The sequence below is a fragment of the Noviherbaspirillum galbum genome, from assembly GCF_010974945.1.
Lineage (GTDB): Bacteria > Pseudomonadota > Gammaproteobacteria > Burkholderiales > Burkholderiaceae_D > Noviherbaspirillum > Noviherbaspirillum galbum.
The window spans coordinates 19,003-33,976 of the sequence record NZ_JAAIVB010000037.1 but is presented as its reverse complement, the minus strand read 5'-3'; the positions used below and the strand labels follow the sequence as shown (position 1 = coordinate 33,976).

Genomic DNA, 14,974 nt, shown 5'->3' with positions numbered 1-14,974 from the left:
CTCGCCATGGCGACGGCAACGACCAAGGCCTTGGCGGCGCTGCTTGCGTTGAGCATGGCGGCCGCGGCCGGCGCGCAGGACCAGCTGGCCGCCTATCCCGGCAGCGCCCGCGTGGATTTTGCCAGCATGGATGGCGCCGGGCCGGTGCCCTTGTTCGGATGGTGGCTGCCCGCGGCCGGCGGTCCGGCGGGAAAACGGCCCGCCGTCATCGCCCTGCACGGCTGCGGCGGGCTGTACAGCGGCCAGGCCGGCAGGACGAACCATTTCAACGCCCGCCACGCCGCGATGGCCGGCCTGCTGCACGACGCTGGCTACCACGTGCTCTTTCCCGACAGCCTGAGCCCGCGCGGCGTGCGCAGCATATGCACGCAGAAGAACGGCCAGCGCACCATCAACAACGCCAATCGCCGCGGCGACGTCCAGGGCGCGCTCGCCTGGCTCGCCGCGCAGCCGGACGTCGATGCCACGCGCATCGCCTTGCTCGGCTGGTCCCACGGCGGCTCGGCGGTCCTCTCCTCCATCAATGCCAGCAATCGCGACGTTGCCGGCCAGGCGCTCCGTCCGCGCGTCGCGGTGGCGTTCTATCCCGGTTGCGCCGCCTTCGCCAAGGCCAGGGTCCGGTTCCGCAACGACGTCCCCTTGCTGCTGCTGATCGGGGAAAAGGATGACTGGACGCCGGCTGCGCCCTGCGCCGCGCTTGCCGAGCAGGCGGCCGCGGATGGACGGCGGTTTATCTTGAGGATGTATGCGGATGCGTATCATGATTTCGATGCGCCGGGCCAGGCGCTGCGGGTGAGACGGGATGTGCCTAATGGCGTGAATCCGGGGGCGGGGGTGACGGTGGGGAGCAATCCCGAGGCTCGGGAGGCGGCTTATGGGGAGGTGTTTCGGTTTCTGGGGGAGGAGTTGGAGGGCGGGAGGTGAATGGCTGCGGTGTTCATTAACGCGGTTTTCATTTGGGCCGCGCGTTGGTATCTGCGCCTGGCTCTGTCATCCCCACAACGCGCTGTCATCCCCGCGAAGGCGGCGATCCCATTGCGGTTTTGGTTTTCTCTCCGGTGAACCGGTTGGGGTTCCCACTCCGTGGGGAGTTGCCGGGGCTGGTCCCGGCGGCCCAGGTACTTTCTTTATCAGCAGACCATAGGCGGGCCCTACGAAAGTACCCAAAGAAAGCTGCTTCAACACCCATGTGGGAGTCACTTCGGGTGACCTTGTTCGATTGTTCAGGGTGATTCCGTTCCCTGCCTGAGTAAGTACCTGGGAGGCAGATGGTGGTTCGACCTCCTGCCGCATCGGCATGGCTCGAGTCTGTCCCGACGTCGGGGAGCAAGAATCCGCGATCATGCCAATACCTACTGCCTTTCAAGCACCCTCCGGATTGTTCCCTCCCTTTCAAGGGGGGCCGCCGAGGTGGAGGGCTAGGGTGGGGATGGGGTTCGGTCGCATGCAGAGAACAGTATTTATTTCGCTGGTGAGGTCAATGCTGTTCTTTGCTCGCACTGGAAACCCATCCCCACCCCAACCCTCCCCTTGAAAGGGAGGGAGTCGACGGTGGGTGCGCTTGAGAGGGAGGGAGCTTGGTAGTCAGGGCGCGGGTATGGTAGTGCCGGAGCCAGTCCCGGCAAGCCCCCACGGAGCGGGAACCCCACCCGCTTCACCAGAGTAAAAACGCCCCCCGGCGTTCACGGGAAAAACCTCCCCGATCAAGGCTTGATCAACGCCTTAACCGCCCCCCACTGCCGCCGCGAAATCGGCAACCTCTCCCCCACATCCCGCATCACCACCTGCCACGACTCCTGCGCCTTCTCCCCCTCCTCCCCCTCGGCAGGCTGGGCCGCGCGTTCCACTCCCACGATGGCATTGCGCGCCACCAGCGTACTCCGGTGCACGCGCACGAAGATATCCTCGAACTCCTCCTCGATGGAGGTGAGCGATTCCTCGATGAGGTATTCCCGCTCTCGGGTGCGGACCGTGACGTACTTGAGTTCGGCCTTGAGGTAGATGACGTCGATGATGGGCACGAGGATGACCTTGCCGCGTTCCTGCACCGAAAAATGCCGGCGCTTGGCGTGCAGGGAACCGATCGCCGCGGCCAGGGCGGTACGGGGGTCGCTGGATTGCAGGCGCGCGGCGGTTGCGCGCCGGATGGCGTCGGCGAGGCGGGCGGCGCGCACCGGCTTGAGCAGGTAATCGACCGCGTGCACCTCGAAGGCCTTCAGCGCGAATTCCTCGAAGGCGGTGATGAAGATGACGGAGGGCGTCCAGTCCTTCAGCTTCATCAGGTGAGACGCGAGTTCGATGCCGGTCATGCCGGGCATCTGCACGTCGAGCAGCACGATGTCGGGACGATGCTCCATGATGGTATCGAGCGCGTCGCGGGCGCTGCCGGCTTCGCCGACGATGGTATGCGGGCAGTCCTCGGCGATGTCGGCCAGCAGCATGCGCAGCCGGTCACGTGCCGGGGTTTCGTCATCAACGATCAACAAGCGTGGGTTCATGCCATGCCCTTTGCATAAGGAAGTCGCAGGCGCGCTTCGAAGCAATCCTGGTTCACGGCGGTTTTCAGTTCCGCCTCCAGATCGTACAACAGCTCCAGCCGTTCGCGGATGTTGCGCAGCGCGATCTGGTTGCCGGCGGGACCGGCATGCTCGCCATGATAGGGATTGAGCACCAGCACCTGCAAGCGGTCGCCGGCGCGGCCGACCTGGATGCGCACCGTGACCGGCTCGACCGCCGGCTCCACGCCGTAATGCACCGCGTTCTCGAGCAAGGGCTGGATCAGCAGCACCGGCACCCTGACCTGGCTCAGGAATGCGTCGTCGGCCTCGCCCATGTCCCATTCGACGCGCATGCGGGCGCCGAGGCGGATCTGCTCGATCGACAGATACTGGCGGCACAGGCGCAGTTCTTCGTCCAGCGTGGTCATCGAGCGCGGATCGCTCATCAGGACGCGGAACAGCTCGGCGAGATCCTCGAGGGCGCTTTCGGCCCGCCTCGGTTCGTTGCGGATCAGCGACAGCACCGCGTTCAGGCTGTTGAACAGGAAATGCGGACGGATGCGGGCCTGGAGCGCCTGGAGCCGGGCTTCAACCAGGGTCGGGGAATAGGCCCGTGCGCGGAGTTCGAAGTAATGCTGGGCGGCCATGCCGGCAAGCGCGGCGGCCAGGGTGGCGCCCAAGACCGTATGCCAGCGATCGTTGCTGTACAGCCACGAGGTGCCGGCCAGGCCGGCGGCCAGCGCCGCGGTCACGGCGGCGGGAACGATCACGCACAAGGCACGCTGGACCGGGAAGGCAGGCGGCACCGGCCGCCGCTGCAGGCCGCGGCGCAGGGCGCACAGCAGGAACAGCGACCACAGGCAGGCCAGTTCGATCAGCAGCGAGGAGTCGAAGAAGGCCAGGCAGCCCGCCCGCAGGTCCGGCGCCTGCACGAGGCTGGCGACGAGCGACGCGGCATTCAAGGCGATCACCGTGCGCAGCACCACGCCGATATTGCAACAGTCGGGGATCACGAGCGGAGCCGGAACGACGCGGGACGTGCTGGAAAGCGGCATGAGGGAAGTGGCTTGTTTTATAATCGGGGATTCGCCGGAACAAAATTCCCGGAACACAATTATGACAGCACAACTTTCCAAAAAAAGCGAGGCCTGGTCGGCCCGTTTCTCCGAACCCGTTTCCGATCTGGTGAAGCGCTACACCGCATCGGTCTTTTTCGACAAGCGCCTCGCCGACGCCGACATACAAGGCTCGCTCGCCCACGCCGAGATGCTTGCCCACCAGGGCATCATTCCCGCCCAGGACCATGCCGACATCCAGCGCGGCATGGCGCAGATCCAGTCCGAGATCGCCGCCGGCAAGTTCGAATGGCTGCTCGACCTGGAAGACGTCCACCTGAACATCGAGAAGCGGCTCACCGAGCTCGTCGGCGACGCCGGCAAGCGCCTGCATACCGGCCGCTCGCGCAACGACCAGGTGGCGACCGACATCCGCCTCTACATGCGCGCCGCCATCGACGACATCCTCGGCCTGCTGCGCGAACTCCGCCTGGCGCTGGTGGACCTGGCGGAACAGCATGCCGACACCATCCTCCCCGGATTCACCCACATGCAGGTGGCGCAGCCCATCACCTTCGGCCACCACATGCTGGCCTACGTCGAAATGTTCGGTCGCGACGCCGAGCGCATGGCGGACTGCCGGCGCCGCGTCAACCGCCTGCCGCTGGGCGCCGCCGCGCTGGCCGGCACCACCTTCCCGATCGACCGCGAGCGCGTGGCGCGCACGCTCGGCTTCGAGGACGTCTGCCACAATTCCCTGGACGCCGTGTCCGACCGCGACTTCGCCATCGAATTCTGCGCCGCCGCCGCCCTCGTCATGACGCACGTGTCGCGCATGTCCGAGGAACTCGTCATCTGGATGAGCCCGCGCGTCGGCTTCATCGACATCGCCGACCGCTTCTGCACCGGCTCGTCGATCATGCCGCAGAAGAAGAATCCGGACGTGCCCGAGCTTGCGCGCGGCAAGACGGGCCGCGTGAACGGCCACCTGATCGGCCTGCTGACCCTGATGAAAGGCCAGCCGCTGGCCTATAACAAGGACAACCAGGAAGACAAGGAACCGCTGTTCGACACCGTCGACACCGTGACCGACACCCTGCGCATCTTCGCCGACATGGCGCGCGGCATCTCGGTCAAGCCGGAATCCATGCGGGCGGCCGCGCTGCAGGGCTATGCCACCGCGACCGACCTGGCGGACTACCTCGTCAAGAAGGGCCTGCCGTTCCGCGATGCGCATGAAGCCGTGGCGCATGCGGTACGCACCTGCGTCGACCGCCAGTGCGACCTGAGCGACCTGTCGCTCGGGGAACTGAAGGTCTTCTCGGCGCTGATCGACGCCGACGTGTTCGACGTGCTGACCCTGGAAGGCTCGGTCGCGGCGCGCAACCATGTCGGCGGCACGGCGCCGCAACAGGTCCGCGCCGCCATTGCCCGGGTGCGCGCCCTGCTTGGCTGAAGCACATCCTGCCGCGCCTGCATCTGGCGCGGCCGCCATCGCAACGCCGGCCGAATGCCCGCCGATCGGTTATGATCGCCGGGCATTCTTCATTTCATCCCAGCGCCCGGCGAGTTCGCTCCGGCGCCATGCCTCTTGCGTAGTTTCACGTACGCGCTCTTACCTCTTCGCACTGCCCGAAAAAAATCGTACGATGCCGCACATGATGGAAATTGCCGACATTGCACGGCAATTTGTTCGTCGGCAAGATTAAATGACATATACTGCCCCGGACCGGTGGACCAACCGGGCAGACGCTTGTCGAAACACGCAAGAAAATGGTATTCAAGGCGCGGCCACGTATCGCGCCGGACCGCTTGCACTACCAGTGCAGCCGGATTCGAGGATTTTTGTTAATGGAGACACACCATGTCTTTTCTGCTCTCGTTATCGAGGCTCATTGACCTGCTCAATGAGAAAGTCGGCAATGCCGTCAGCTGGGCCCTGCTGCTCTCGGTATTCATCTGTACCGGCAACGCGCTTGTCCGCTATACCTTCAACACCAGCTCGAATGCCTGGCTCGAGATCCAGTGGTACCTCTTCTCCGCAATTTTCCTTCTCGCGACTTCCTACACCCTGCGGCGCAACGAGCACGTCCGCATCGACGTGATCGCCGGCCGCTTCTCCAAGCGCACCCAGGTCATCATCGACGTCCTCGGCTTCCTCGTCTTCCTGCTGCCGATGGCGCTGATCATCCTGTACTACTCCGTTCCCTACGCCCTGCTGTCGATCCAGAACCAGGAAATGTCGAGCAACGCCGGCGGCCTGATCGTCTGGCCCGCGAAACTGCTGATTCCGGTCGGCTTCTTCCTGCTGACGCTGCAGGGAATCTCTGAATTCATCAAGCGCATCGGCTACCTCAAGGGCGTGGTCGACGCAAGCGCCTTCGAGAAGCACAGTACCACGCCAGAAGAAGAAATCGAGGCGATCAAAGCCGCCAACAAGATCAACTGATCGCCGGGAGACCTTTACATGGACCAATTCCTCATTGCCAACATGGCGCCAGTCATGTTCGGCGCCCTCATCCTGTTCCTGCTATCGGGCTTTCCGGTCGCCTTCGCCCTGGCCGCCAACGGCCTGTTCTTCGGCTTCCTCGGGATCGAGCTCGGCCTGCTGAAGCCCGAGCTGCTGCAGGCGCTGCCCAACCGCCTGTTCGGCATCATGGCCAACGATACGCTGCTGGCCATTCCCTTCTTCACCTTCATGGGTCTCATCCTGGAAAGGTCGGGGATGGCGGAGGACCTGCTCGACACCATCGGCCAGCTGTTCGGCCCGGTCCGGGGCGGCGTCGCCTACGCGGTGATCTTCGTCGGCGCGCTGCTGGCTGCCACCACCGGCGTCGTCGCGGCCTCGGTGATTTCCATGGGCCTGATCTCCCTGCCCGTCATGCTGCGCTACGGCTATGACAAGAAACTGGCATCCGGCGTAATCGCCGCTTCCGGAACGCTGGCTCAGATCATCCCGCCGTCGCTGGTGCTGATCGTGATGGCCGACCAGCTCGGCCGCTCCGTCGGCGACATGTACAAGGCAGCCTTCACTCCCGGCCTGCTGCTGACCGCGATGTACGCGGCCTATGTGCTGGCCATCTCGATTTTCCGCCCTGCCCACGTTCCCGCCCTGCCGCCCGAGGCACGTAACCTGCGTGAGCCGAATGGTCGCAGCGGCGTCGTTTCGCTGCTCGCACTGGTCGTTGCGGCAACGGGCGTCGCTTTTGCGTTTGCATCCTGGTACAGCGCAGGGCATCCGAAGGCTGCCGAGGATGAAGTCGGCATCTACTCCGCTGGCGTCGCCATCGTGGGCGCGTTCATCGCCGCAGTGATCAACCGCAAGCTGAAACTCGGCCTGCTTTCCCGCATGGCAGAAAAAGTGGTGTTCGTGCTGATTCCGCCGCTGGCGCTGATCTTCCTGGTGCTGGGCACGATCTTCGTCGGCATCGCCACGCCGACCGAAGGCGGCGGCATGGGCGCGTTCGGCGCGCTGGTGCTGGCCCTGATGAATCGCCGCCTGTCGTTCTCGCTGCTCAAGCAGGCGATGGATTCCACCACCCGCCTCTCCTGCTTCGTGGTGTTCATCCTGATCGGCTCGAGCGTGTTCGGCCTGGTGTTCCGCGGCGTGAACGGCGACCTGTGGGTCGAGCACCTGCTGACCTCGCTGCCCGGCGGCACCACCGGCTTCCTGATCGTGGTGAACCTGCTGTTCTTCGGCCTGGCCTTCTTCCTCGACTTCTTCGAACTGGCCTTCATCCTGGTGCCGCTGGTCGGCCCGGTGGCGGAAAAGCTGGGCATTGACCTGATCTGGTTCGGCGTGCTGCTCGGCGTGAACATGCAGACCTCCTTCATGCACCCACCCTTCGGCTTCGCGCTGTTTTACCTGCGCTCGGTGGCGCCGAAGGAAGTCAAGACCTCGGACATCTACTGGGGCGCAGTGCCTTTCGTGCTGATCCAGGTAATCATGGTCGCCATGATCATCCTCTTCCCAAGCATCGTGACGGTTGCCGAAAAGACGGACATGAAGGAACAGATCGAGCTGAAGATCGACGTGCCGACGGACCAGGGCAGCAGCAACGAGTCCCCGCAGCTCAACTTCTCGACCGACGGCGACAAGAAGGAAGACAACGCCGCACCGCAACTGAACTTCTCGACCGATACGGACAAGAAGTAAGCAAGGCAAGGTTCACCAACCCCGCTCGCTCCGGCCAGCGGGGTTTTTTCTTGTCTGCAGTGATCAAGGCGGTCTGAAGCGAACGGACGAAAAAAACCCCGCTGGCCGGAGCGAGCGGGGTTGGATGGACAGCGTTCGTGGCTGGGCGCGTCAGATCATTTATGCGTGATCATGAAGTTCTGCAGGGGCGCCTCGGCAACCGAGAACCACTGGTTCTCATCCTGGCGGAAACGCTTCCAGGGCTCGTAGATCTTCTTGAACTTGGCGTTCTTCGATGCTTCTTCGTCCATGACCTCGTTAGCCGCCTTGTAGCAGGCTTCCATGATCTCCCGAGAGAAGGACTGCAGCTTGACGCCGTTCTTCAAGAGGCGCGCCAGCGCAGCGGGATTGCGGGCATCGTACTCGGCCTGCATCACCACATGCGCCTGGTAGGAAGCCGCTTCCACCGCGGCCTGGTATTCCTTGGGCAGCTTTTCCCATTCCTTGACGCCGACATAGAACGACAACTGCGGACCGGCTTCCCACCAGCCCGGGGTGTAGTAGTAAGGAGCAACCTTGAAGAATCCGAGCTTCTCGTCGTCATACGGACCGACCCACTCCGCCGCATCGATGGTGCCCTTTTCCAGCGCGGGATAAATGTCGCCGCCGGCAATCTGCTGCGGCACCAGGCCCAGCTTCTGCATCACGCGTCCTGCGAAGCCGCCGATGCGCATCTTCAGGCCGTTCAGGTCCTGCACCGTCTTCACTTCCTTGCGGAACCAGCCGCCCATCTGGGTTCCGGTATTCCCGCCGAGGAAGTTGACGATGCCGTAGTCCTTGAAAAAGGAACGCAGCAGGTCGCGGCCGCCGCCCTGGTCCCACCACGCGGTCTGCTGGCGGGAGTTGAGGCCGAAAGGAACGGCACAATCGAAGGCAAAGGTCGGGTCCTTGCCGAAGTAATAGTAGGAAGCGCTATGGCCCATTTCCACCGTACCTGCCTGCACCGCATCCATCACCTGCAATGCCGGGACGATCTCGCCTCCGGCGAAAACGCGGATGTTGAACTTGCCGCCTGTCATCTGCGACACGGCCTTGGAGAAGGTCTCCGCGGCGCCGAAGATGGTGTCGAGCGACTTGGGGAAGCTCGAGGCAAGGCGCCAGTTGATGGTGGGTTGGGATTGCGCGAAAGCGGGTGCGGCGATTGCGCCCGCTGAAGCACCCGCGGCTGCTTTCTTGATGAAGGAACGGCGTTCCATGTTGTCTCCCTGTTATACGGCTCATAGACCCGGGCTTGTGCGCCGGAATACTGGCGTCGCAAGGTGTCGCTGATTGTAGGAGAGCAAATGGAAAACAGGCAACACATTCACATGATGCGTTGCAGAAAAGGAAGCCCGACGCGAAATCCGGAAGAATTTCGTCGCGCGAAAGGAAGGTGTAAGAAAAACGACGTAGCGAGCGCGCCGTCCCGGGCGAGTTGGCCCGGGACGGCGCGAGAGGTCTTACTTGTGCGTCACCATGAAGTTCTGCAGCGGCGCCTCTGCCACCGAGAACCACTGGTTCTGGTCTTGCAGGAAGCGCTTCCAGGGATCATAGATCTTCTTGAACTTGGCGTTCTTCGACGCTTCTTCGTCCATGGTGGTCACGGCGGACTTGTGGCTCGCCTCCATAATTTCCTTGGAGAAGAAACGCAGCTTGACGCCGTTCTTGATCAGGCGGGCCAGCGCGGCGGGATTGCGGGCATCGTACTCGGCCTGCATCACGACGTGCGCCTCGTAAGAAGCCGCCTCGACCGCAGCCTGGTATTCCTTGGGAAGTTTTTCCCATTCCTTGATGCCGACGTAGAACGACAGCTGCGGACCGGCTTCCCACCAGCCCGGCGAATAATAGTAGGGAGCAACCTTGAAGAAGCCGAGCTTTTCGTCGTCATACGGACCGACCCACTCCGCCGCGTCGATGGTACCCTTTTCCAGCGCGGGGTACACGTCGCCGCCGGCCAGCTGCTGAGGCACCACGCCCAGGGGCTGAAGGACCTTGCCCGCGAAGGCGCTGATGCGCATCTTCAGGCCCTGCAGGTCCTTGACGGTATTGATCTCCTTGCGGAACCAGCCGCCCATCTGCGTGCCGGTGTTCCCGCCGAGGAAGTTGATGATGCCGTAGTCCTTGTAGAACGCACGCAGCAGGTCGCGGCCGCCGCCCTGGTCGAACCATGCCGTCTGCTGGCGGGAATTGAGGCCGAAGGGAACGGCGCAATCGAAGGCGAAGGTCGGGTCCTTGCCGAAGTAGTAGTAGGCAGCGCTGTGGCCCATCTCGACGGTGCCGGCCTGCACCGCGTCCATCACCTGCAGCGCGGGAACGATCTCGCCGCCGGCAAAAACGCGGATGTTGAACTTGCCGCCGGTCAGCTGCGACACGCGCTTGGTGAAGGTTTCAGCCGCGCCGAAGATGGTGTCGAGCGATTTGGGGAAGCTAGAGGCGAGGCGCCAGTTGATGGTGGGCTGTGATTGCGCCAGCGCGGGCGCGGCCACTGCGCCGACGGTTGCGCCGGCAGCGGCTTTCTTTAGGAAGGAACGACGTTCCATGTTGTCTCCAGTCGTTGTTGAGGGGCAAGCCACTTGGGCATCCGGTCTATCCTGCGCGGCAAGGAAAGGCCCTGCCGTGCCGATGTTCTAGTCGTCTCTGCGGAAGCTTTGTCGAGAGGCAAACTGATGCGCGAGAATTATGACAAGAACTGGCGACTTGTGCACGCCGCATCGTAAACATCGTCAACATTCGCAGATCCCTCGTAAAAAAAGCCCGCGGATGAAAGGCCGCGGGCTTCGAAAGATTACTTGTGGGTGACCATGAAGTTTTGCAGCGGCACCTCGGCAACCGAGAACCACTGGTTCTGGTCCTGGCGGAAGCGCTTCCAGGGTTCATAGATCTTCTTGAACTTGGCGTTCTTCGCCGCTTCCTCATCCATAACTTCATTGGCCGCCTTGTAGCAGGCTTCCATGATTTCCTTGGAGAAGGAACGCAGCTTGACGCCGTTCTTCAAGAGGCGGGCCAGCGCCGCGGGGTTGCGGGCATCGTACTCGGCCTGCATCACCACGTGGGATTCATACGAGGCAGCCTCGATCGCGGCCTGGTATTCCTTGGGCAGCTTTTCCCATTCCTTGATGCCGATGTAGAAGGACACTTGCAGGCCGGCTTCCCACCAGCCCGGGGTGTAGTAGAACGGCGCGACCTTGTTGAAACCGAGCTTCTCGTCGTCATACGGACCGATCCACTCCGCCGCGTCGATGGTGCCCTTTTCCAGCGCGGGATAAATGTCGCCGCCGGCAATCTGCTGCGGCACCAGGCCCAGCTTCTGCATCACGCGTCCTGCGAAGCCGCCGATGCGCATCTTCAGGCCGTTCAGGTCCTGCACCGTCTTCACTTCCTTGCGGAACCAGCCACCCATCTGCGCGCCGGTATTGCCGCCCATGAAGTTGATGATGCCGTAGTCCTTGAAGAATTCGCGGGTCAGTGCCTTGCCGCCGCCCTGGTCCCACCACGCGGTCTGCTGGCGGGAGTTGAGGCCGAAGGGAACGACGCCGTCGAAGGCGAAGGTCGGATCCTTGCCGAAGTAGTAGTAGGAAGCGCTGTGCCCCATTTCCACCGTGCCTGCCTGCACCGCATCCATCACCTGCAATGCCGGGACGATCTCGCCGCCGGCGAACACGCGGATATTGAACTTGCCGCTCGTCAATTGCGACACGCGCTTGGAGAAGGTCTCCGCGGCGCCGTAGATGGTGTCGAGCGACTTCGGGAAGCTCGAGGCGAGGCGCCAGTTGATGGTGGGTTGGGTCTGCGCAAGCGCGGGTGCGGCGATCGCGCCGGCGGATGCGCCTGCGGCCGCTTTCTTCAAGAACGAACGACGTTCCATGTAGTCTCCTTTTGGATGGCTTTGTGGTGAAAACATGACGACATCGTTGTTTTTAGCGGGATGGGGCACGACGCCGGCAATGCGAAAATTCTAGGTGGCATATGGCATCGGTGGCAACATAAAACCCGGGCTCCCGTGGCAGTGCTTAGGTAGAAACACGTAGGAATGACGGGCTGGCCGCCGGCCCCTGCACGATGCTTCCCATGCATCGCGCAGGGGCGGATCGTGGCAGGGGTGATGGCGGATGCCCGCAAGGGACCTGGACGTGGCGTGTGGATGTCCACAATTGCAGCACGGGGCCGGCAAGGCCAGAATGCGCCCAGGCTTAGATTGTCCAATCATCATATTCTCCTCGGGAACCGTCATGGAACGCAAACCCTTATACAAGTCGCTGTACTTCCAGGTGATCACCGCGATCGTGATCGGCGTATTGCTGGGCCACTTCTATCCCAGCGTGGGCGCCGACATGAAGCCGCTGGGCGATGGCTTCGTCAAGCTCATCAAGATGATCATCGCGCCGATCATCTTCTGCACAGTGGTCATCGGCATTGCCGGCATGGAAGACATGAAGAAGGTGGGCAAGACCGGCGGCCTCGCGCTTCTCTACTTCGAAGTGGTGAGCACCATCGCCCTGATCGTCGGCCTGGTCATCGTCAACGTGGTGCAACCCGGCACCGGCATGCACGTCAACCCTGCATCCCTCGATACCAAGGGCATCGCCGCCTACACCGGCCCCGGCAAGATGGCATCGACCACCGATTTCATCCTGAACATCATCCCGAGCAGCGCGATCGACGCCTTCGCGAAGGGCGACATCCTGCAGGTGCTGCTGTTCTCGGTGCTGTTCGGCTTTGCGCTGCAAAAGTTCGGCGGCCGCGGCACGCTGGTGTTCGACTTCATCGAGAAAATGTCGCACGTGCTGTTCGGCATCGTCGGCATCATCATGAAAGCCGCGCCGATCGGCGCCTTCGGCGCGATGGCCTTCACCATCGGCAAGTACGGCGTTGGCAGCCTCCTGTCCCTCGGCAAGCTGATGGGCACCTTCTACCTGACCTGCCTGGTCTTCATCTTCGTCGTGCTCGGCATCATCGCCCGCGTGCATGGCTTCAGCATCTGGAAGTTCGTGAAGTACATCAAGGAAGAACTGCTCATCGTTCTCGGCACCTCGTCTTCCGAATCCGTGCTGCCGCGCATGATGGCGAAGATGGAGAACCTCGGCGTGAAGAAGAACGTCGTCGGTCTCGTGATTCCGACCGGCTATTCCTTCAACCTCGACGGCACCTCGATCTACCTGACCATGGCCGCGGTCTTCATCGCCCAGGCGACCGACACGCCCATGACCATCACCCAGCAGCTGACCCTGCTCGCGGTGCTGCTGCTGACGTCCAAGGGCGCCGCCGGCGTCACCGGCAGCGGCTTCATCGTGCTGGCCGCCACCCTGTCCGCCGTGGGCGGCGTGCCGGTCGCCGGCCTGGCGCTCATCCTCGGCATCGACCGCTTCATGTCGGAAGCCCGGGCGCTGACCAACTTGATCGGCAACGGCGTGGCGACGATCGTGGTCGGCAAATGGAACCGCGAAGTCGACATGGAGCGCCTGCACCAGCATCTCAACAACGAAACCCCGCTCGAAGCGGAAGATCCCGAAGCGGTGCTCGACCAGAACGAGGCGCACATGGACTCGGTCAAGCGGGTCGCCTGACCGCCCTTCCCTGCCCTTCCAGGAAGCCCTCGCCGAGCGAGGGCTTTTTTCATGGCCGGACGCTTTTCGTGTCCGGCGCGACGCCGCTTGAAAATCTTGAATCCGCGTCCGCGCGGCCTGCGTATATCGGTTGGCAGCACCGCCCATGCCCAACCTTTTGCAGGAGACACAGACATGTTGAACAAGACAATCAGCAAGCATGCCCTCGGCCTGAGCCTCATCGCCGGCGCGATCGCAGGCGCGTTCACCCTTCCCGCGCAGGCATCCAGCCACCGCGAAGCACCCTACGTCACGCGCCAGCCCAAGACCGACGCCACGGACTTCTACATGTTCCGCAGCTACGAGAGCGGCCGCTCGGGTTACGTCACCCTCATTGCCAACTACATCCCGCTGCAGGAACCGGGCGGCGGGCCCAACTACTATGCGATGGATCCGGATGCGCTCTACGAGATCCACATCGACAACAACGGCGACGCCAAGGAAGACCTCACCTTCCAGTTCCGCTTCAATTACCAGAACAAGGACACCAAGCTCAACGTCAACGGCAAGCAGGTCTCGATTCCGCTCATCATCAACGGCGCGTCCGACATCAATTCGGTGAATTCCGCCGCGGCCAACGTGCGCGAAACCTACAGCATCAACGTCGTGCGCGGCGACCGCCGCGCCGGCAGCCGCCAGCCGGTGACCAACGCCAGCGGCGGCGGCACCAGCTTCGACAAGCCGCTCGACAACATCGGCAACAAGTCGATTTCCGACTACGCCTCATATGCGAACAAGCACATCTACGAGGTCAATATTCCCGGCTGCCAGGGCACCGGACGCGTCTTCGTCGGACAGCGCAAGGATCCCTTCGTGGTCAACCTTGGCGAGACCTTCGATTTGATCAACATCAAGGCTCCCGCCACCGCCTTCGATCCGAACGCGGAACGCGCCGCCACCGATTCCCTGGCCAAGTACAACGTCACCTCGATCGCGATGGAGGTGCCTGTCAGCTGCCTTGCGACCAGCACCGAGCCGGTGATCGGCGGATGGACCACCGCCAGCCTGCGCCAGGGCCGGCTGCTGAATCCGTCGCCCTCGAACGGCGGCGCCTCGAAGGAAGGCGGCGCATGGACCCAGGTGTCGCGCCTCGGCATGCCGCTGGTGAATGAAGTCGTGATCGGCCTGAAGGACAAGGACCAGTTCAACGCCAGCAAGCCCAGCGGCGACGGCCAGTTCGCCGACTATGTCACCAACCCCACCCTGCCGCTGCTGGTGCAGACGCTGTTCAGCAGCGCCGGCGTGAAGGCGCCGACGAATTATCCGCGCAATGACCTGGTGGCAGCCTTCCTCACCGGCGTGAAGGGCGTCAACCAGCCGGCCAACGTGGTCGCGTCCGAGATGCTGCGCCTGAACACCTCGACGCCGGTGGCAGCCACCCAGAACCGGCTCGGCGTGATCGGCGGCGATGCCGCGGGCTTCCCCAACGGCCGCCGTCCGGGCGACGACGTGGTGGACATCGCGCTGCGCGTGGTCATGGGACGCCTGTGCAAGCTCAACATCGGCTGCGCGCCGGCCGATGCGCCCGCCGGCGACATCGACTTCACCGATGGCGCTTACGTCGACAGCAGCATGTTCGATAATGCCTTCCCGTACGTGAAGGCACCGCTGGCCGGTTCGGTCAAGCATTGAGCTAACGCCATC

Annotated in this window: 11 protein-coding genes; 6 read left to right on the top strand and 5 right to left on the bottom strand. The window is 63.1% G+C overall.

Going from position 1 to position 14,974, the window contains the following annotated elements:
- Positions 1-6: 6 nt before the first annotated feature.
- Positions 7-924, top strand: coding sequence for a dienelactone hydrolase family protein (locus tag G3574_RS10700; protein ID WP_163962873.1), 918 nt, complete (start codon positions 7-9; stop codon positions 922-924).
- 779 nt (positions 925-1,703) lie between these two features.
- On the opposite strand, the gene G3574_RS10695 is transcribed toward G3574_RS10700, so the two are convergent.
- Both G3574_RS10695 and G3574_RS10690 read right to left on the bottom strand, forming a co-directional pair.
- On the bottom strand, positions 1,704-2,498 hold the full coding sequence (locus tag G3574_RS10695) for a LytR/AlgR family response regulator transcription factor (protein ID WP_163962872.1): 795 nt from the start codon (positions 2,496-2,498) through the stop codon (positions 1,704-1,706).
- Positions 2,495-3,553: a sensor histidine kinase gene (locus tag G3574_RS10690; RefSeq protein ID WP_205609735.1), complete on the bottom strand. Its 1,059-nt coding sequence runs from the start codon at positions 3,551-3,553 to the stop codon at positions 2,495-2,497. Before G3574_RS10690 ends, G3574_RS10695 begins: the two co-directional genes overlap by 4 nt.
- 61 nt (positions 3,554-3,614) lie before the next feature.
- Here G3574_RS10690 and argH point away from each other — a divergent pair, with 61 nt between their 5' ends.
- The 3 genes from argH (at position 3,615) to G3574_RS10675 (ending at position 7,709) form a co-directional block, all read left to right on the top strand.
- Positions 3,615-5,009 (top strand): argininosuccinate lyase, encoded by a 1,395-nt coding sequence (gene argH / locus G3574_RS10685; RefSeq protein ID WP_163962871.1) that lies wholly within the window; start codon positions 3,615-3,617, stop codon positions 5,007-5,009.
- Positions 5,010-5,417: 408 nt separating this feature from the next.
- On the top strand, positions 5,418-6,002 hold the full coding sequence (locus G3574_RS10680; RefSeq protein WP_163962869.1) for a TRAP transporter small permease subunit: 585 nt from the start codon (positions 5,418-5,420) through the stop codon (positions 6,000-6,002).
- Positions 6,003-6,020: 18 nt separating this feature from the next.
- Positions 6,021-7,709, top strand: coding sequence for a TRAP transporter large permease (locus tag G3574_RS10675; protein WP_163962868.1), 1,689 nt, complete (start codon positions 6,021-6,023; stop codon positions 7,707-7,709).
- A gap of 155 nt (positions 7,710-7,864) precedes the next feature.
- Here G3574_RS10675 and G3574_RS10670 read toward each other — a convergent pair whose 3' ends face one another.
- The 3 genes from G3574_RS10670 to G3574_RS10660 form a co-directional block, all read right to left on the bottom strand.
- Positions 7,865-8,944: a TRAP transporter substrate-binding protein gene (locus G3574_RS10670; protein ID WP_163962867.1), complete on the bottom strand. Its 1,080-nt coding sequence runs from the start codon at positions 8,942-8,944 to the stop codon at positions 7,865-7,867.
- Positions 8,945-9,187: 243 nt separating this feature from the next.
- Positions 9,188-10,267: a TRAP transporter substrate-binding protein gene (locus G3574_RS10665; protein WP_163962866.1), complete on the bottom strand. Its 1,080-nt coding sequence runs from the start codon at positions 10,265-10,267 to the stop codon at positions 9,188-9,190.
- 245 nt (positions 10,268-10,512) lie between these two features.
- The gene (locus tag G3574_RS10660) at positions 10,513-11,592 is read right to left on the bottom strand and encodes a TRAP transporter substrate-binding protein (RefSeq protein ID WP_163962865.1); all 1,080 of its coding nucleotides are present in this window, start codon (positions 11,590-11,592) and stop codon (positions 10,513-10,515) included.
- A gap of 364 nt (positions 11,593-11,956) precedes the next feature.
- Here G3574_RS10660 and G3574_RS10655 point away from each other — a divergent pair, with 364 nt between their 5' ends.
- The gene (locus G3574_RS10655) at positions 11,957-13,291 is read left to right on the top strand and encodes a dicarboxylate/amino acid:cation symporter (protein ID WP_163962864.1); all 1,335 of its coding nucleotides are present in this window, start codon (positions 11,957-11,959) and stop codon (positions 13,289-13,291) included.
- Positions 13,292-13,465: 174 nt separating this feature from the next.
- A complete protein-coding gene (locus tag G3574_RS10650; protein ID WP_163962862.1) occupies positions 13,466-14,962 on the top strand; it encodes a DUF4331 domain-containing protein in 1,497 nt (498 codons plus the stop codon).
- The last annotated feature ends 12 nt before the right edge of the window (positions 14,963-14,974 follow it).

Coding starts and splice junctions, on each gene's coding strand:
- G3574_RS10665 (WP_163962866.1), bottom strand. CDS start 10,267: ATGGAACGTCGTTCCTTCCTAAAGAAAGCCGCTGCCGGCGCAACCGTC.
- G3574_RS10700 (WP_163962873.1), top strand. CDS start 7: ATGGCGACGGCAACGACCAAGGCCTTGGCGGCGCTGCTTGCGTTGAGC.
- G3574_RS10660 (WP_163962865.1), bottom strand. CDS start 11,592: ATGGAACGTCGTTCGTTCTTGAAGAAAGCGGCCGCAGGCGCATCCGCC.
- G3574_RS10670 (WP_163962867.1), bottom strand. CDS start 8,944: ATGGAACGCCGTTCCTTCATCAAGAAAGCAGCCGCGGGTGCTTCAGCG.
- G3574_RS10650 (WP_163962862.1), top strand. CDS start 13,466: ATGTTGAACAAGACAATCAGCAAGCATGCCCTCGGCCTGAGCCTCATC.
- G3574_RS10655 (WP_163962864.1), top strand. CDS start 11,957: ATGGAACGCAAACCCTTATACAAGTCGCTGTACTTCCAGGTGATCACC.
- G3574_RS10690 (WP_205609735.1), bottom strand. CDS start 3,553: ATGCCGCTTTCCAGCACGTCCCGCGTCGTTCCGGCTCCGCTCGTGATC.
- G3574_RS10695 (WP_163962872.1), bottom strand. CDS start 2,498: ATGAACCCACGCTTGTTGATCGTTGATGACGAAACCCCGGCACGTGAC.
- G3574_RS10675 (WP_163962868.1), top strand. CDS start 6,021: ATGGACCAATTCCTCATTGCCAACATGGCGCCAGTCATGTTCGGCGCC.
- argH (WP_163962871.1), top strand. CDS start 3,615: ATGACAGCACAACTTTCCAAAAAAAGCGAGGCCTGGTCGGCCCGTTTC.
- G3574_RS10680 (WP_163962869.1), top strand. CDS start 5,418: ATGTCTTTTCTGCTCTCGTTATCGAGGCTCATTGACCTGCTCAATGAG.